The 16,807-nt window shown below is 71.9% G+C and carries 17 protein-coding genes and 1 tRNA gene; 7 read left to right on the top strand and 11 right to left on the bottom strand.

The window, feature by feature from the left end; genetic code table 11:
• Nucleotides 1–55: 55 nt before the first annotated feature.
• The 3 genes from KLP28_09250 to truA all read left to right on the top strand — a co-directional run bounded on the left by KLP28_09250 (nucleotide 56) and on the right by truA (nucleotide 2,679).
• Nucleotides 56–1,066, top strand: coding sequence for a DNA-directed RNA polymerase subunit alpha (locus tag KLP28_09250; protein ID QWC83823.1), 1,011 nt, complete (start codon nucleotides 56–58; stop codon nucleotides 1,064–1,066).
• 60 nt (nucleotides 1,067–1,126) lie between these two features.
• Nucleotides 1,127–1,702: a 50S ribosomal protein L17 gene (gene rplQ, locus KLP28_09255; GenBank protein ID QWC83824.1), complete on the top strand. Its 576-nt coding sequence runs from the start codon at nucleotides 1,127–1,129 to the stop codon at nucleotides 1,700–1,702.
• A gap of 113 nt (nucleotides 1,703–1,815) precedes the next feature.
• Nucleotides 1,816–2,679, top strand: a complete 864-nt coding sequence (truA, locus tag KLP28_09260; GenBank protein QWC83825.1) for a tRNA pseudouridine(38-40) synthase TruA — start codon at nucleotides 1,816–1,818, stop codon at nucleotides 2,677–2,679.
• A gap of 8 nt (nucleotides 2,680–2,687) precedes the next feature.
• On the opposite strand, the gene KLP28_09265 is transcribed toward truA, so the two are convergent.
• The 4 genes from KLP28_09265 to KLP28_09280 form a co-directional block, all read right to left on the bottom strand.
• Nucleotides 2,688–4,094 (bottom strand): FAD/NAD(P)-binding protein, encoded by a 1,407-nt coding sequence (locus KLP28_09265; GenBank protein ID QWC83826.1) that lies wholly within the window; start codon nucleotides 4,092–4,094, stop codon nucleotides 2,688–2,690.
• Between the two features lie 78 nt (nucleotides 4,095–4,172).
• Complete coding sequence (locus tag KLP28_09270; GenBank protein ID QWC83827.1) at nucleotides 4,173–6,626, bottom strand: CHAP domain-containing protein; 2,454 nt, start codon at nucleotides 6,624–6,626, stop codon at nucleotides 4,173–4,175.
• A gap of 102 nt (nucleotides 6,627–6,728) precedes the next feature.
• A complete protein-coding gene (locus KLP28_09275) occupies nucleotides 6,729–7,277 on the bottom strand; it encodes a VanZ family protein (protein ID QWC83828.1) in 549 nt (182 codons plus the stop codon).
• A 138-nt stretch (nucleotides 7,278–7,415) separates the two neighbouring features.
• Nucleotides 7,416–8,354, bottom strand: a complete 939-nt coding sequence (locus KLP28_09280; protein QWC83829.1) for an alpha/beta fold hydrolase — start codon at nucleotides 8,352–8,354, stop codon at nucleotides 7,416–7,418.
• Between the two features lie 130 nt (nucleotides 8,355–8,484).
• On the opposite strand from KLP28_09280, the gene KLP28_09285 reads away from it, so the two are divergent.
• Nucleotides 8,485–8,928 (top strand): hypothetical protein, encoded by a 444-nt coding sequence (locus KLP28_09285; GenBank protein ID QWC83830.1) that lies wholly within the window; start codon nucleotides 8,485–8,487, stop codon nucleotides 8,926–8,928.
• An 18-nt stretch (nucleotides 8,929–8,946) separates the two neighbouring features.
• Nucleotides 8,947–9,840, top strand: coding sequence for a serine/threonine protein kinase (locus tag KLP28_09290; GenBank protein ID QWC86903.1), 894 nt, complete (start codon nucleotides 8,947–8,949; stop codon nucleotides 9,838–9,840).
• Between the two features lie 2 nt (nucleotides 9,841–9,842).
• On the opposite strand, the gene KLP28_09295 is transcribed toward KLP28_09290, so the two are convergent.
• From KLP28_09295 to KLP28_09305, 3 genes are all read right to left on the bottom strand, one after another.
• Nucleotides 9,843–9,915 (bottom strand) — tRNA-Lys (locus KLP28_09295).
• The gene (locus KLP28_09300; protein ID QWC83831.1) at nucleotides 9,906–10,412 is read right to left on the bottom strand and encodes a hypothetical protein; all 507 of its coding nucleotides are present in this window, start codon (nucleotides 10,410–10,412) and stop codon (nucleotides 9,906–9,908) included. Before KLP28_09300 ends, KLP28_09295 begins: the two co-directional genes overlap by 10 nt.
• 2 nt (nucleotides 10,413–10,414) lie before the next feature.
• Complete coding sequence (locus tag KLP28_09305) at nucleotides 10,415–11,437, bottom strand: hypothetical protein (protein ID QWC83832.1); 1,023 nt, start codon at nucleotides 11,435–11,437, stop codon at nucleotides 10,415–10,417.
• A gap of 347 nt (nucleotides 11,438–11,784) precedes the next feature.
• Here KLP28_09305 and KLP28_09310 point away from each other — a divergent pair, with 347 nt between their 5' ends.
• Both KLP28_09310 and KLP28_09315 read left to right on the top strand, forming a co-directional pair.
• The gene (locus tag KLP28_09310; GenBank protein QWC83833.1) at nucleotides 11,785–11,988 is read left to right on the top strand and encodes a cold-shock protein; all 204 of its coding nucleotides are present in this window, start codon (nucleotides 11,785–11,787) and stop codon (nucleotides 11,986–11,988) included.
• A gap of 342 nt (nucleotides 11,989–12,330) precedes the next feature.
• Nucleotides 12,331–12,471: a hypothetical protein gene (locus tag KLP28_09315; protein ID QWC83834.1), complete on the top strand. Its 141-nt coding sequence runs from the start codon at nucleotides 12,331–12,333 to the stop codon at nucleotides 12,469–12,471.
• Between the two features lie 68 nt (nucleotides 12,472–12,539).
• On the opposite strand, the gene KLP28_09320 is transcribed toward KLP28_09315, so the two are convergent.
• From KLP28_09320 to pstS, 4 genes are all read right to left on the bottom strand, one after another.
• Nucleotides 12,540–13,319 carry a phosphate ABC transporter ATP-binding protein gene (locus tag KLP28_09320; protein QWC83835.1) on the bottom strand — a complete coding sequence of 260 codons (780 nt, stop codon included), beginning with the start codon at nucleotides 13,317–13,319 and terminating at the stop codon, nucleotides 12,540–12,542.
• Between the two features lie 16 nt (nucleotides 13,320–13,335).
• A complete protein-coding gene (gene pstA / locus KLP28_09325; GenBank protein QWC83836.1) occupies nucleotides 13,336–14,451 on the bottom strand; it encodes a phosphate ABC transporter permease PstA in 1,116 nt (371 codons plus the stop codon).
• Nucleotides 14,451–15,476 (bottom strand): phosphate ABC transporter permease subunit PstC, encoded by a 1,026-nt coding sequence (gene pstC / locus KLP28_09330; protein QWC83837.1) that lies wholly within the window; start codon nucleotides 15,474–15,476, stop codon nucleotides 14,451–14,453. The genes pstA and pstC overlap by 1 nt, the downstream gene beginning before the upstream one ends.
• 65 nt (nucleotides 15,477–15,541) lie before the next feature.
• Nucleotides 15,542–16,672 carry a phosphate ABC transporter substrate-binding protein PstS gene (gene pstS, locus KLP28_09335; protein ID QWC83838.1) on the bottom strand — a complete coding sequence of 377 codons (1,131 nt, stop codon included), beginning with the start codon at nucleotides 16,670–16,672 and terminating at the stop codon, nucleotides 15,542–15,544.
• Nucleotides 16,673–16,807 lie beyond the last annotated feature (135 nt).

The following is a 16,807-nucleotide window of genomic DNA, read 5'->3' on the forward strand; positions in this document are numbered from 1 at the left end:
CACGCTGCGGTTCGAGCCCGTCATATAGCGGGTGGGCTCGGAAAGGAAACAACCAGTGCTCATTGCTCAGCGCCCCACCCTGTCCGAAGAGGTCGTCGACGAGTACCGCTCCCGGTTCACCATCGAGCCGCTCGAGCCGGGCTTCGGCTACACCCTCGGCAACTCGATGCGTCGCACCCTGCTGTCCTCCATCCCGGGGGCCTCGGTGACCAGCATCAAGATCGACTCGGTGCTCCACGAGTTCTCGACCATCGAGGGCGTCAAGGAAGACGTCACCGAGCTCATCCTGAACCTCAAGGGTCTCGTCGTCTCCTCCGAGCACGACGAGCCGGTCACGATGTACCTCCGCAAGGACGGTGCGGGCACCGCCACCGCCGCCGACATCGCCCCGCCCGCAGGCGTCGAGGTGCACAACCCCGACCTGCACATCGCCACCGTCAACGACTCCGGCTCGCTGGAGATGGAGCTCGTCGTCGAGCGCGGCCGCGGCTACGTCTCCGCGGCGCAGAACAAGATCGGCGACAACGAGATCGGCCGCATGCCGGTCGATTCGATCTACAGCCCCGTGCTGAAGGTGACCTACAAGGTCGAGGCCACCCGAGTCGAGCAGCGCACCGACTTCGACAAGCTGATCGTGGACGTCGAGACCAAGCCCTCGATCGCTCCGCGCGACGCCCTCGCCAGCGCCGGCAAGACCCTCGTCGAGCTCTTCGGCCTCGCCCGCGAGCTCAACGTCGAGGCCGAGGGCATCGACATCGGCCCGAGCCCGGTCGACGAGCAGCTCGCCGCCGACCTGGCCCTGCCGGTCGAGGACCTCAACCTCACCGTCCGGTCCTACAACTGCCTCAAGCGCGAGGGCATCCACACCGTCGGAGAGCTCATCGGCCGCTCCGAGCAGGACCTGCTCGACATCCGCAACTTCGGCGCCAAGTCCATCGACGAGGTCAAGCTGAAGCTGCACGAGATGGGCCTCTCGCTCAAGGACTCCGCCCCCGGCTTCGACCCGGCCACCGCGCTCGCGGCCTACGACGAGGACGAGTCCTTCGTCGAGGACGAGCAGTACTGACACCAGCAGCACCCCTCTAGCCCGAGTACCTGACACGGCTCGGGAGGAACGAGAGACATAATGCCTACCCCCAAGAAGGGCACCCGCTTCGGCGGCAGCCCCGCCCACCAGCGGCTCATCGTCGCCAACCTCGCGACGCAGCTCTTCGAGCACGGCGCCGTGCGTACGACCGAGGCCAAGGCCCGGCTGCTGCGCCCGCACGCCGAGAAGCTGATCACCAAGGCGAAGAAGGGCGACCTGCACAACCGCCGCGAGGTCCTCAAGACCATCCGCGACAAGTCGGTCGTCCACACCCTCTTCACCGAGATCGGCCCGATGTTCGCCGAGCGTCCCGGCGGCTACACCCGCATCACCAAGATCGGCCCCCGCAAGGGCGACAACGCCCCCATGGCCGTCATCGAGCTGGTGACCGAGGCGTACGAGCCGAAGGCAGGCACCGGTGCGGGCAACGTGCAGTCCGGCCGGGCCACGGCGCCTGCCGAGGAGCCGACCGCCGAGACCGCGTCCGACGACGACGCGCTCCCGGGCACCCCGGACAACCCGGTGCAGGTCGACTCCGAGGGCGAGGCCGACGAGGTCGAGTCCCCCGAGGGGGGCATCGAGGCCACCCCCGAGGACGCCGACAAGCAGGACTGAGCAGCACCCGCACCACGACGTCAGTCACGGCGTCACTTCGCAGGCCCGTCCCCGACCGGGGGCGGGCCTGTGGTGTGTCCGGGGCGAGGAGCGCCGTTTGGGAGGATGGGGGGATGCGGCTCCGGATGGACCTGGCCTACGACGGGACCGACTTCCACGGCTGGGCCGCCCAACCCGGCCTGCGCACCGTGCAGGGCGAGCTCGAGGCCGGCCTGGCCACGGTGCTGCGTGTCCCCGAGGTGGCGGTGACGTGCGCCGGGCGTACGGACGCCGGGGTGCACGCCCGCGGTCAGGTCGTGCACGTCGACGTCGACCGTCCGGTGCTCGAGGGAGCCCGAGGCCGCGGCCCCGACGACGCGCCCACGTCGCTGCGCCGGCGCCTGCACGGGGTGCTGCCCGCGGACGTGCGCGTCCACGACGTGCAGGAGGCCCCGCCGGGGTTCGACGCGCGCTTCGGTGCCCTGTGGCGGCGCTACGCCTACCGCGTCGCCGACGCGGGCGTACGCCACGACCCCCTCACGCGGGGGCACGTGCTCGCCTGGCCGCGTCCGCTGGACCTCGACCTGCTCGACGAGGCGGCGAGCCGGCTCGTCGGTGAGCACGACTTCGCGGCCTTCTGCAAGCGCCGTGAAGGGGCCACGACGATCCGTAGGCTGCTGGAGCTCCGCTGGGAGCGGGACGCCGCGGGCGTCGCCACCGCGACGGTGCGCGCGGACGCCTTCTGCCACTCGATGGTGCGCGCCCTGGTCGGTTGTCTCCTCGTCGTCGGGGAGGGCAACAGGCCGCCGGAGTGGGCCGGGCAGGTGCTCGCCGCCGGCGTACGCGACCCCGCCGTGCGCGTCGCTCCCGCGCACGGGCTCACGCTCGAGGAGGTCCGCTACCCCGACGACGACGAGCTCGCAGCCCAGGCCGAGCGGGCTCGCGTCGTGCGTACGCTGCCGCCCACCCAGGACGCCCAGGACGCCCAGGACTCCTGACCGGCCCGTCAGCCCGCGGAGGCGGGGGCCAGAGGGTGGCGGCGCGACGGGAGCAGCTCGTGGGCGAGCCGGGTGGTCTGCGTCCTGAGGTCGGGGACGGCCGTCACCTCCCACTCGTGGGCGCCGCGTCGTCCGGCCCCGAGCACGGTGAGTCCGATCTCGGCGCGGCCGGAGGCGTCCAGGGGGTGACCGTCGACGTCGACGTCCACGCCGAGCCCCAGCCGGTGGGGACGCAGGGTGCCTGTCTCGAGGAGCCTGTCCACCAGCGGGTTCCACCCGGCAGTCGGGACGGGGCGGGGGCCGGTCGCGTTGACCACCAGACCCGCCGCCGAGGGGTCGACCGCGTCGGGGTGGTCGAGCACGACGGTCCGGTCGCGCATCAGCCGACGCATCAGGTCGGCGCTGTCGGGCGCCATGCGGTGCCGCAGCGTCTCCCAGGTGCGGGCGTGCTCGGCGACGAAGCGGTGCTGCTCGGCGGCGGTGAAGCCCGCCCACAGCGAGTTCGCGCGGGCGCGCACGGCGTCGACGACCGGCCGCCACGGCGTGCCGGTCTCCCGGCACGCGGCCAGCTGTGCCGTGAGCGCTGCGACGACGTCGTCGAGTCGCTCACCGCCGGGTGCCGGCACGTGGTCGAGACGGCGCGTGGCCGTGGTGTGCGCGGTCGGGAGCGCGCCGGTGCGGGAGCAGACCGTGAAGCGCAGGTCGGGTCGGTCGTGGTGCAGGGCGCAGACGACGTCGACCATGGTGAGACCGGACCCGATGACCAGCACCTCCCGGGCGGATGCCGCCGCGGCGGTGAGGTCGGTCGCCCACGGGTCGGGCACGTAGCGGGCTCCCGGCAGCCCCCCGACCGCGCGTTCGAGGTGAGGCAGCCGGGCCGGGGGAGGCGTGCCGAGCGCAAGCACGACGTGGTCGGCGACGAGCTCGCGTCGCTGGCCGCCGGTGCGCACGACCACGAGGTGCGTACGCCGTCGGCGACCGCCGCGCGTGGAGTCCCGCAGCCGTCGCAGGTCGACGGCCTCGCCCACGGTGCGGGCGAAGAGGGACCCCGGCGGGACCGGGGTGGTGTCGGCGAGGTCGCGCAGGTAGCGGCCGTAGAGCGCTCGCGGGACGAAGGAGGTGCCGGTGACGCCGAGCCCGCGTCGGGCCGCCCAGCGGACGAGGTGGTCGGGGTCGCCGTCGACGGCGCTGAGGCGCCCGGCGTAGTTGTTCAGCAGGTGCCAGGGGTGCTCGCTGCGGTAGGGCAGTCCGGGGCCCACCGGCCCGTGGCGCTCGACGACGGTCACGGCGACGGGTGTCGCGGCGTCGGCGCGGTCGAGCACGGCCCGGGCGGCCATCACGGCGGCGGCTCCACCGCCGACGACCACGACGCGCAGCGGCGGGGGAGGGGTGGGACGTGCGGGGGGAAGGACCACGGCTGTCTCCTCTGGTAAGCGATAAAGACTATCGACTTACTAGAGATTAGATCACGTTGTGGAGGACCGCCCCGCGACTCACCGACCGACGCGGAACCGCAGACGCTCCGAGGCCTTCGTCGCGCCCTCGCCGCTGTAGCGCACGACCACCACGTGGGAGCCGGCCGACAGCCGTCCGAGCCGGACGGTCGACCGCTCGCCGGTGACCGCGCGCGTCGCCTTCTCGGTGCCGTCGAGCAGCACCGTCACGGTGCCCGTCGGCCGCAGCCCGGGTGTGCGTACGCCGATGCTCAGGGTCGCCCTGCGGCGTTCGGTGCTCACGCGCGCGGAGATCGACGGCTTCGCGAGCACCGCGCGGCGCACCGGGACGACGATCTCGCCGCGGTCCCAGTCGGTCGCCGTGGCCCGCACCCGCAGGGAGATGCGGTGGCCGACGTCGGCGGGAGTGAGTGTGTACGTCGCCTCGTCCGCCCCCGCGACGGGCTCGCCGTCGCGCAGCCACCGCAGTGTCGTGCGTACGCCCCGCGCGTCGATCTCACCGCGCCGCAGCGACAGGGTGCGACCGACGACCGGTCGGCCCTCCACACGGGGGTCGGTGGTCCAGGCGAGACGTCCGTAGGTCGGCACCACCGGCCGTGACGTCGAGCTGATCGGCCGGTAGCCGGCCGCGGTGAGCCGCTGCTCGACGACGACCTCCGCACCCACCAGGTCGCGGGTCAGGCGCAGGGTCCGGCCGGTCTCCCCGGTGATCGGCATGCCGTCGGCGAGCCAGCGGTAGCGCACCTCGTCGGGCTCCACCGACCACTCCCCGAGGGTCGAGGTCAGGGTCTGACCCGTCCAGGCCGTGCCCTCGATGCCCGGCCGGGTGACGCGTCGCACGTCGCCGCGGGCGGTGCCGGTGAGGGCGGAGGCGTACGCCACGACGTCGCGGTAGCCGGGACGGGAGGCGGTGATCCGTGCCGAGATGCGGGTGTGCACGTGGCTCGCCGCCGGGGTGAAGGTGCGACCCGTCGCGCCGGGGATGTCGGTGCCGTCGGCCATCCACTGCACGCCGAAGGTGGGCGTGCGCGACCAGCGGCCGAGGTCCAGGCCGAGCTCACGACCGACCTTCGGCGTCCCGGTGACCGTGGGCGCCTTCTGCGTGACCAGGGTCCCGAGGTCCACCGGGGTGCTGGCCCGGGTCGTGGCCGACGCGGTGCGGTAGCCGTCCTTGGTCGCCGTGACCGTCACGCTCAGACGAGCGCCGAGCTGCTCCACGGCGGGGGTGAAGCCGCGTGAGGTCGCCTCGGGGATCGCGGTGCCGTCGGCGCGCCACTGGTAGCTGAAGGAGGTGCCCGCGGGCCAGCCGCCGGGCTCGGCGCGCAGCCTGGCGCCGACCCGCGGGTCGTCGGGCAGGGTGGGCGGCGCGGTCTGGGTCAGCGTCCCGGGTGCGACGCGGGCGCTGGGCGCGGAGGCCGCGGCGAGGGGCTTGTAGCCGAGCAGGTCCTGGCGTGCGCGCACGGTGATGGGCTTGTCGAGGTCCTCGGGTCGGGGCGTGTACGTCTCCCCGGTCGCTCCCGGCACGGGCCGGCCGCCGACGAACCACTGCAGCGCGGGGGCGGCGGCGGGTCGCGTACGCCCGGTGGCGGCCGTCAGGGGCACGCCCACCTCGGGGGTGCCGCGCACCACGGGCTCGCGCTTGAGCTCGAGCAGCCCGCGCTTGACCTTGGGAGTGCGGGGGCTCTGCGCGACACCGGTCTTGACGTCGTCGCCACGGGCGACGGTCCGCACCGTGATGCGCGCGCCGGCCAGCTCACCGGACAGGCGCAGGCGTCTGCCCTCGACGCCCGGGATGCGACGACCGTCGGCGAACCAGGCGTAGCTGAGCTCGGGGCTGATGGTCGTCGGCCACCAGCGGCCGCGGTCGGCGACGAGCGCCTCCCCGACCTGGGTGACGCCCTCGAGCGACGGCTTCTCCAGGGCCTTGAAGCGCAGGGGCTTGAAGTGGATGAAGCCCTCCGGGTAGGAGGAGGTGCCGCGGAACAGGGTGCGCTGGCCGTACCCGCCGCGGGTGGCGTAGTTGTACTCCTCGATCTTCACCCACCCGGCGCCGGCGGCCATCACGTACGCCACGTGCCCCGGCGTGGAGCCCGGGGAGTTCTGGGGCCACCAGGCGACCGCCCCGCGGGTGGGAGCGTTGTTGACCTGGATGCCGAGCCCGCGGGCGACCCCGGCCCAGTAGCCGGCGTCGCTCCAGCGCGGTCCGAGGAAGTAGTTGTGGAACGCGACGCCCTTGTCGTTGTTCAGACGCCAGGCGACGAAGGAGGTGCACTCGCGGTTCCAGAAGTTCCACGGGTCCGCGACGCCGTCCTGCACGACGTTCTTCAGGCGGCTCGGGTAGTCGTCGACACCGACGCGCGCCTGCGCCGGCGAGGCGGTGAGAGGGGCGAGAGCAAGGGTCGCGACCGCCAGCGCCGCGACAGTTCGCCACCGGGGTCTGCCCTGGTGTCGGCACAGGGACGCGTGGGACGCGTGGTGTGTCGAGTGACCCATGGGACTCGACGCTAGGGGCCATCGCGGCGCGCGTCTCCCTTACCGCAGATTCGGCGGTAAAGACAGGAATGCGTACGGCGTGTCGCGTCGTGTCCGGTCGGGTCAGGAGCGTTGCCGGTGCGCGTCGCGCCGGCGCGCACGGCGGAAGCCCCCGGCCACCACGACGCCGAGGGCTGCCCCGAGCAGGGCGCCGACACCGTTGAGCAGCACGTCGTCGATGTCGAAGGCCCGGCCGAGGCTGAGCTGGGCGGTCTCGATGGCCAGCGAGCCCAGCACGCACAGGGACACGCAGTGGCGCCACCGGAGGCCGGTCGCGACCGGGAGCAGCAGGGCGACGGGCACGAACATCACGACGTTGCCGGCGAGGTTCAGCAGGCCGAGGTCGCGGTTGCTGTTGAGCAGGGCCCGGCGGATGCCGTCACCGGGCATCAGGTTGACGCCGTTGGCCGCACCGCCCGGCTCCCCGCCGGTCAGGGTCACCACGAGCACGGCGGCGATGGCCCCGAGCAGCAGCACCCGGCTGGCGCGGGCGACGGCGGAGTACGGGTCACCGCGCAGCCAGGCGGGACGCGCCACCGCGTACGCCGCGGCGCAGCCGGCGACGACCGCGAGGAGCAGCAGCTCCAGTGGGACGTAGCTCAGCGCGGACACGGACCCATCCTCCCCTCCGCACCTGCGGGCACGCTGCGGGCACGCGAGGAGCCACCTGAGAGCAACAGGCATCACCGTCGTCCGCCGGGGTGCGCCCCGCTCGGCGTGCCGCGTCGGTCGCCGTGATGCCTGTCGGTCTCAGCGCCCCTCGGTGCCGACGACGCCGCGGAGGAAGTCCACCTGCGCGGCCACCGACCGCTCGAACGGCTCACCGAGGTAGATGTCGAAGTGGCCGACCGCCTCCCGGTGGACGGTCACGGGTCCGGCGGCCTTCTCGGCGACGGCCTCGACCGCGGCCACGGGGGCGATCGAGTCCTGCTCGGCGATCACGAGCATCACCGGCATCGTCAGGCTCGCCGCCGCGCTGACCGGACGGTTCATCGAGATCGGCAGGATGCCTGAGGCCTTCATGCGGTTCTCGAAGGTCGGCCCTGCGATGGCGGAGTAGCCGGGTAGGGCGTCGGACGCGGTGATCGCGGCCAGCGTGCCGGGCTCCGCGACGATCGGGATCTCGGGCTCGGGCCGTCCCGCCGCGCGCATGGCGGCCGCCCGCAGCGCGACGCCGCTGAGCTTCGCGAGCTGGGCGGGCCCGGCGTAGGACAGGATCTGCGCGACCGCGCGCGCCCCGTCCATCGCCGCGCCCTGGCTGATCACACCGGCCACCCGCCGGTCGGCGGCTGCGACGGCGACCACGTGGCCGCCGGAGTAGGAGCTGCCCCACAGCACGACGCGGTCGGGGTCGACGTCGGGGAGGTCCCGCACCTGGTCGAGCACCGCGACGTAGTCCTCACGGTGGCGGCGGTGGTCGACGCGCTGCCGGGTCGCGTCGGTGCCGTCGTCGGAGTCCGACGTGCCGAAGCCGCGGTAGTCGAAGAGCACCACGTCCGCGCCCGCCGCGGCGAAGCGCTCGGCGAAGGGCAGCAGGCCCGAGTCCTTCGTGCAGCCGAAGCCGTGCGCCATCACCACGCACGGCCGGCCCGCCCCGGTCGCCCACCGGTCGTGGTCGGCGCGCAGGTGCCACGCCCCCAGGCGTACGCCGTGGCTGGTCAGGTCGATGTCGCGCGGCTCGGTCCCCATGGCCGCACGCTAGGCCCGGGTCCGACCGCCGCGCCAGAGCTGGATGAGGGCGTTCTCATCGTGGCCTCACGGTGACCTCATCGTGACGCCGCAGAGTCATCTCGTCAGCAACCCACCACAGGAGGACACCATGAACGAGACCCACACCCGCACCGGCCTGCTGCGCCGCATCATCCCGACCACCCTGCTCGGGGTCGCCGCCGCGACCGTCGTCGGACTCATCGGCTTCTCGACGCCGACCGTCGCCTCGGCCGACGCCGACCCCGCGGTCAAGCGCGACGAGGACGTCGTGGAGATCGTGCTCGTCGACGACGACGACGACGACACCAACAGGACCCGGGGCACCCGCACCCGCGGCGGTGCCACCAACGACGCCACCAACGACGCCACCGGCGACAGCCGCTCGCGCAACGACAACACCAACAGCCGGTTCACGGCCGTCAGCCGCGACCGGGACGTCTCGCGCGGGGACCTGACGAAGGACTTCACCCGTGACGGCGGGGACCGCACCCGCGACTGGACGAAGAACGCCACCAACGACCGGTCGCGCAACGACACCCGCGGGGGCCGCTGAGCCGTGTCCGCCCTCGAGATGGAGAAGGACGCCTGGGGCCTCGCCGAGGGTGACGCCATCACCCCCGAGCTGACGACCGTCCGTCGGCTCGGGGGCGGGGCGGCGTACGAGGCCGTGCTCGCCTTCGACGAGATCACCCTCGGACCGGTGGTCGTCAAGCTCGTCCGCCCCGACCAGGTCCAGGACGCGAGCACGCTGCGCGGACTGGCCCGCGAGGTCGAGGCGCTGGAGCTCGTACGCCACCCCGCGGTCGTGCGCGCCCTGCGCCACGACCTGGACAGCGAGCGGCCCCACCTGGTGCTGGAGGCCCTGGACGGGCCGCGCCTGTCCTCGCTGATCCGCCGCTACGGTCCGCTGCAGCCCGAGCAGTACCTGCCGCTGGGGGTCGAGCTCGCCGCCGCCGCGCACTACCTGCGGCACCTGGGCTGGGTGCACCTGGACATCAAGCCGAGCAACATCATCATGGGTGCGCCGGCGAAGCTGATCGACCTGTCGGTGGCGCGGCCGGAGTTCGAGGCACGAGCGCTGACCTACGCCGTGGGAACCGACGCCTACATGGCACCCGAGCAGTGCGTCCCGCAGCAGCTGGGGGAGCCGTCGTACGCCTCGGACGTGTGGGGCATCTGCGCCACCCTCGCCGTCGCCATCACCGGCACCCGGGTCTTCGCGGGACAGCGAGCCACCGAGGAGGGTCGTGCGGCGACGTTGCCGCAGGTCACGGGCAGCGCGGTCGACGACCTCGCACCGCGCCTGCCGTCCGGGTTCCCGCGGGAGCTCGCCGACGTGCTCCTCGCCGGGCTGGCCCACGACCCGGCCGACCGGCCGATGCCCCACGAGATCGCGGACGCCATCGGCCCCGTGCTGGCAGGGCTGCCCCGGGGACGCCTCGCGGGCGCCTTCAAGGTGCGGTGAGGTGGGCCCCCAGGGGATCGAACCCTGAACCCACGGATTAAAAGTCCGTTGCTCTGCCGGTTGAGCTAGAGGCCCTCGGGCGCCGAGCCTAGGCGGTACTGCGCGACCACGGCGGCCAGGCCGTCCGGGTCGACCTGGCTGCGGGTCAGCGTCGCGGTGCGGCCGCCGGGGCCGGTCAGGTGCGTACGCCACTTCTTGGAGCGTCGGTCGCCGGTCTCCTCGAGGCTCACCTGGGGGTCGCGGAGGTCGAAGCGCTGCTCGGTGTCGCTGCGGTGCAGCAGGAGGACGCCGGCGACGACGCGTACGCGGGTGCGGTCGGCCCCGAGGAACGCCGCCCACAGCACGAGCGCGAGCGAGGTGAAGCTGAGGGCGATGCCGATGTCGTCCACCGCGCGGCTGCGGATCGCCTGCACCGTGGCCAGCGCGGCGGCGACGGCGACGCCGAAGAACGAGAGCACGAGCACGAAGCCGTGCCGGCTGCCCCGGTCGATCGCGTAGACGAGCCGGCCGTCCCGGTCGCGGGAGGCGGTCACGGAGTCCGGGAGGGTCCGCCCGTCGGCCGTGGTGGACACGGTCAGCCCCGCGGGGCGGCCGCCGCCACGTCGGCGCCGGTCACGTCGAGGTCCGGGCTCACGATCGCCACGACGAACCGGCCCCGGTTGTCGGCCGGGGTCGCGTCGCCGGCGGTGAGCAGCAGCTTGCCGTCGCGCTTGGCGGTCCAGCTGAGCTCCTGGACGCGGCCACCGGTGCAGGGCGTACGCCGCCACGGCTTGCCCTTGCGGCCGATCGTCAGGCCGTCCGCCGCGGGCACCCAGCTGCGGGTGGCGGTCTCGCGCCGGCAGGCGGCGTCGGTGGGTGGACCGCCCGCGCCGGTGCGGATGCGACCCACGACGAGCATCCGGTACGTGCGGCCCTTCTGCATCCGCCAGGGCAGGCGTACGGGGCCCTCGTCGGCTCCGACCGTGGTGGTGACCAGCTGGGTGCGCTCGGGGTCCACGAACCGGGTGCCGGGCACGAAGACCGGCAGCGAGGCCACGTCGCGGTCGCGGTAGAAGCTCGTCTGCGCGGCGCCGCCCGCGTGCGACAGCGAGATGTGCACGTGGTCGCGGTGCCGCAGGGTCGGCGAGCACTGCTTCAGGGGTTTGCCGCGACAGGAGGAGGACACGTACTTCTCGGGGGCGAAGCCGCGGTAGGCGCTGTACATCTGGTCGTCCCAGATGACGTACATGATGCCCATGCGGCGGGCCAGCGCGTTGTCGTTGCCGGCCCTGTCGGTGGCGAAGAGGTCGGTGAGGAGCCGGTCGACCCGGGCCACGTCGGCAGGGTTCGAGGCGTTGGCCGACCAGTCGACGGCGCGGCCGTCCTTGTGCTCGCTCGCGCCGTCGGTGCAGGCGCGCAGCAGGCTGACGATCGAGCCGCCGTAGGTGCGGGAGACGTGGTCGGCGAGGTACTGCGTGCCCGGCTGCACCTTCGTGGCGCACACGGACTGGCCCTCGTACCCGGCGTAGTCCTCCACCTGGCCGACCGCCAGGAGGCCGGCGACCAGGACGAGGGGAACGGCGCGTGTGAGCCGGCGGCGTACGCGTGCAGTGACCATCGGTGTATCCCCCGTGACATGTCCGTTTCAGGTCTCAGGTCCTGACGGTATGGACGGCCGCCGGGGCCGCGCGGAGGAACGCGGAGGATTTTGCCGAGCACGGCGGGGCGCGGGAGACCCCGGCCGCGGGAGGGTCGGCGTCAGGAGTGGGTGATCGGCGTCCGGCTTGCTAAGGTGGGGAGCCAGCAGCAGGTGCAAGTTCCAGCAGTTCACGAACGTCGTTGGAGTTTGTCAGTCCACGGCGTTCCTCCGCGTCCTTCCAACGCGTCAGGGATACCGCCAGGAGTCATCTGGTGCGGGCGTCGCAACACGGCGACGTCCCCCCACCGCAAGGAAAGAGAAGCAACATGGCACAGGGCACCGTGAAGTGGTTCAACGCTGAGAAGGGCTTCGGCTTCATCGCTCAGCAGGACGGCGGCGACGACGTCTTCGTCCACTACTCCGCCATCCAGACCCAGGGCTACAAGTCCCTCGACGAGAACCAGCAGGTCGAGTTCGACGTCACGCAGGGCCCCAAGGGCCCGCAGGCGGAGAACGTCCGCCCGCTCTGAGAGCGTTCTCGGGTCCGACCCGAGCAGATCGACCCACACGGGGGTCCGGCGCGAGTGCGCCGGGCCCCCGTGTGGCATGCACGCAGATGCCCCGAGTCGCCTCGGACGTGGGCGATCCGGGCACACAGGTGACTTTCGGCCCATTGTGGAGAAGCCGGGGCCGGGGGAGGCTTTGACCATAGAGTGGATCGAGCGACGCGGGGGATCGTCACCATGGCACCAGCGATGACAGGACCAGCCGTCGACTCGACGAGGCCCGGCGTACGACGCCGCTTCGTGCCCCGACAATCGGCGCGCCGACCGGCTCGCCGCACCCGACTGCAGCTGAAGGAGACGCGTCCTGTGAGCGACAAGTTCGACGTCTCCCTGGAGGACTCGGATCTGCTCGAGGAGGTCGAGCTCACCACGAGCCTGATCATCGCGGCCACCGAGAGCGACTCGGGCCTCTCCCAGGAGGAGATCGATCGACTCCTGGGCCTCTGAACGAGAGACGGCGCCCTCCCCGCTCGGGGAGGGCGCCGTCGTCGTCTGCGGCCCGCTGGTGGAGCGGATCAGCCGAAGCGACCCGAGATGTAGTCCTCGGTGCCCTGCTGGTCGGGGTTGGAGAAGATCTTCTTGGTCGGGTTCATCTCCACGAGCTGTCCGGGCTGCCCGGCGCCCTTGAGGTTGAAGAAGGCCGTGTCGTCGCTGACGCGTGCGGCCTGCTGCATGTTGTGGGTGACGATCACGATCGTGTAGTTGCTCTTCAGCTCGTGGATCAGGTCCTCGATCGCCGAGGTCGAGATCGGGTCCAGGGCCGAGCACGGCTCGTCCATCAGCAGCACCTGCGGCTCCACCGCGATCGCACGGGCGATGCACAGCCGCTGCTGCTGACCGCCGGAGAGGCCGGCACCGGGCTTGTTGAGACGGTCGTGCACCTCGCCCCACAGGTTCGCCCCGCGCAGCGACCGCTCGACGATGTCGTCGGACTCCTGCTTGCTCATCCGCTTGGAGTTCAGCCGGTTGCCGGCGAGCACGTTGTCGTAGATCGACATGGTGGGGAACGGGTTGGGCCGCTGGAAGACCATGCCGATCTGGCGGCGTACGTCGACCGGGTCGACGTCGGGCGCGTAGATCGACTGCCCGTCGACGGTGACCTTGCCGTCGACGTACGCGCCGTCGATGACCTCGTGCATGCGGTTCAGCGAACGGAGCAACGTCGACTTGCCGCAGCCGGAGGGACCGATGAAGGCGGTCACCGACTTCGCGGGGATCGTCATGTCGACACCTTCGACGGCGCGGAAGTCGCCGTAGTAGATGTCGAGGTCCTCGATGGTGATCGACTTGGCCATCAGATCTGCGTGCCTCTCACTTCTTGATCGACTTGGTGCCGAAGTAGCGTCCGGCGAATCGTGCCAGCAGGTTCAGCCCCATGACGATCGCGATCAGCACCAGGGCGGCACCCCACGCGCGGTCGCGGGCCGGATCGGGCGGGAAGCCGGGCTGGGTGTACTGGTAGTAGATGAACAGCGGGAGCGCCATCATGCGGTCCTGGAACAGGTTCCAGTTCAGGAAGTCGGTCGACCCGGCGATGATCAGCAAGGGGGCGGTCTCACCGGCGACGCGGGCGACGGCCAGCGTGACACCGGTGATGATGCCGCCGATCGCGGTGGGGAGCACGACCTTGACGATGGTGCGCCACTTCGGCACGCCCAGGGCGTACGACGCCTCGCGCAGTTCGTCCGGCACCAGCTTGAGCATCTCCTCGGTGGCGCGTACGACGATCGGGATCATCAGCAGGCTCAGCGCCACCGAGCCACCGAAGCCGAAGCGGATGCCGGGACCGAAGAAGATCGAGAAGAGCGCGAAGGCGAAGAGGCCGGCGACGATGGACGGGATGCCCGTCATGACGTCGACGAGGAACGTCGTGATCCTGGCGGCGCGCGAGCCCTTGCCGTACTCCACCAGGTAGATCGCCGCCATGATGCCGACCGGCACCGAGATCACGGTGGCGCCCGCGGTCATCAGCAGCGTGCCGATCAGGGCGTGGTAGATGCCGCCGCCCTCGCCGAGCACGTTGCGCATGTCGTAGGTGAAGAACGTCGGGCTCAGCACGCCGACGCCCTTGGAGACGACGGTGAAGACCAGCGACCCCAGCGGGATGATCGCGATGACGAACGCGGTCCACATCAGGGATGTCGCGGCACGGTCGACCGCGGCGCGGCTGCCCTCCACGGCGCGTGACCACAGGGGTAGCGCGAGGTTGAAGAGGACGATGCCGAGCACGACCGTGGCGACGATGCCGCCGCCCAGCAGGAAGGCGATGCCGGCGCCGACGGCGAGCGAGCCGATCAGCGCGATGAGCGGGGCCCGGCCGGGCAGTGTCGGCCTGACGATGTCGGCGGTGATCGCGTCGAACTGGTCGGTGACCGAGTCGGTCACCACGTCCTCACCGGGCCCGGGCGTCGGGTTCGTGGTGGTCATCAGGAGCTCCTCCCGGACCGCTCGACGATGGCTCGCGCGGCGAAGTTGACGACGAAGGTGAGGGCGAAGAGCACCAGGCCGGAGAAGATGAGCACGTTCACGGCGACACCGCTCGACTCGGGGAAGTCCAGGGCGATGTTGGCCGCGATGGTGTCGGGGTTGGCGGACCCGATGAGGTTGATCGTCACCGTGCCGGTCGCTGAGAGGATCATGGCGACCGCCATGGTCTCGCCGAGCGCGCGCCCGAGGCCGAGCATCGTGGCGCTCACCATGCCGGACTTCGCGTACGGGAAGACGGTCATGCGGATCATCTCCCAGCGCGTCGCGCCGAGCGCGAGGGCCGCCTCCTGGTGCAGGGTCGGCGTCTGGGCGAAGATGTCGCGCATGATCGCCGAGATGATCGGCAGGATCATGATCGCCAGCACGATGCCGACGGTGAGGATGGTGCGCCCGCCGGGGTCCGCGGGATTCGCGAAGAAGGGGAGGAACCCGGCGTTCTCGTTGAGCCACTGGTAGATCGGCACCAGCTGGGGACCGAGGAAGCCGATGCCCCACAGGCCGTACACGACCGAGGGCACGGCGGCGAGCAGGTCGATGATGTACCCGATCGGCACCGCGAGCCTGCGGGGTGCGTAGTGCGAGCTGATCAGCGCCACGGCGATGCTCAGCGGCGTGGCGAGCAGCAGGGCGATGGCCGCGGCGAGCACCGTGCCGTACACCAGCGGCCAGGTGTAGCTGAAGAGGTTGCCCGCGCCCTTGTAGTCCTCCGCGCCGAAGGCGGGGATGCCCTGCACCGTGAGGAAGATGCCGACGCCCGCGAGGGCGACCAGGATGGTGAAGCCCGCTCCGCGCGAGATGCCGGCGAAGATCACGTCACCGGCGCGCTTCTTCTCGCGGCTCGTGACGACGTCGGCGTCGCTCGCCGTGTCGCGTGGTCTGGTGTCGCTCACCGGAGGGCTCCTCGAGTGTGGCGGTGGGGGGCAGCGGGTGGAGCGGGCCGGATCAGCACGTCCCGGAGCCAGCATGGCCCCGGGACGTGCCGATTGGCGAACCGGGTGGACCCGGTGCTCGGGTCCGTCCGGTCCGTGGATCAGCCGGCGGCGGTGATGCTCTCGACGATGCCCTCGGCCTCGTCCTGGAGGGACTGCGGCAGCGGAGCCGAGCCGGCGTTCTCCGCGGCGGTCTGCTGGCCCGCGTCGCTGAGCACGTAGCCGACGTAGCCCTTGACCAGGTCGGCGGTCTCCTGGTCGTCGTACTGGGGGCAGGCCAGAATATAGGAGGTCAGCACGATCGGGTAGGTGCCGGCCTCCTCGGTCTGACGGTCCAGCTCGAAGACGATGTCGCTGGCGTCGCGACCCTCGACCCGCGGGGAGGCCTCGAGGATGTTGGCAGCGGCCTCGGCGCTCGGCTCGACGAACTCGCCGCCCACACCGACGTTGGCCACCGACAGGTCGCCGGCCTGCGAGGCGTCGGCGTACCCGATGGTGTTGGCACCGCTGGAGACGGCGTCGATGATGCCCGAGGTGCCCTGGGCGGCCGACCCGCCGCGCTGGCCGCCCAGCGGCCAGGTCTCGACGACACCGAAGGTCCAGGTGTCGGGGGCGACGGCGTCGAGGTACTCGGTGAAGTTCTCCGTCGTGCCCGAGTCGTCGGCGCGGTGCACGGGGGTGATCGCGTTCGAGGGCAGGTCGACGTTCGGGTTCGTCTCGGCGATGGCCGGGTCGTCCCACTGGGTGATCTCGCCGGCGAAGATGCCGGCGATGGCCTCGGGGGAGAGGTCGAGGCTGTCGACGCCCTCGAGGTTGAAGACCAGGGCGATCGGGCTGACGTAGCTGGGGACCTCGATGACCGATCCGCCGCAGCGCTCTTGGGCGGTGGCCAGCTCCTCGTCCTCGAGAGGCGCGTCGGAGCCGGCGAAGTCCACGCCGCCGGAGACGAAGGACTCGCGGCCGCCTCCGGAGCCGACCGGGTCGTAGTTGACCTGCACGTCGGGGTTGGCGGTCTGGAAGCCGGCGGACCAGGCGCCCATCGCGGCCTCCTGGGTGGAGGCGCCGGCGCCGTTCAGGGTGCCGGAGAGGCCCTCGACCTGCGGGGCGGCGTTCGGGCCGCCGGTGTCACCCTCACCGCCGGCGTTGCCCGCCGAGCACGCCGTGACGAAGCTGAGGCTGAGGGCGGCGCCGACCACGGCGGCGCGGTGGAGCGGGGTGCGCATGGAACGCATCTGGTGTTCTCCTGGTGATCGGCGACGGCCCGGTCCGGGCTCGCAGTCGCAGTGTCGTCGGACGAACGGGATCTTGCTGATCGCAGGTGTCGCGATGCCCGTCCGTCGGTGAACAGGAGGTGAACGCAGCCGGGT

This window comes from Nocardioidaceae bacterium, from assembly GCA_018672315.1.
Classification (GTDB): Bacteria; Actinomycetota; Actinomycetes; order Propionibacteriales; family Nocardioidaceae; genus TYQ2.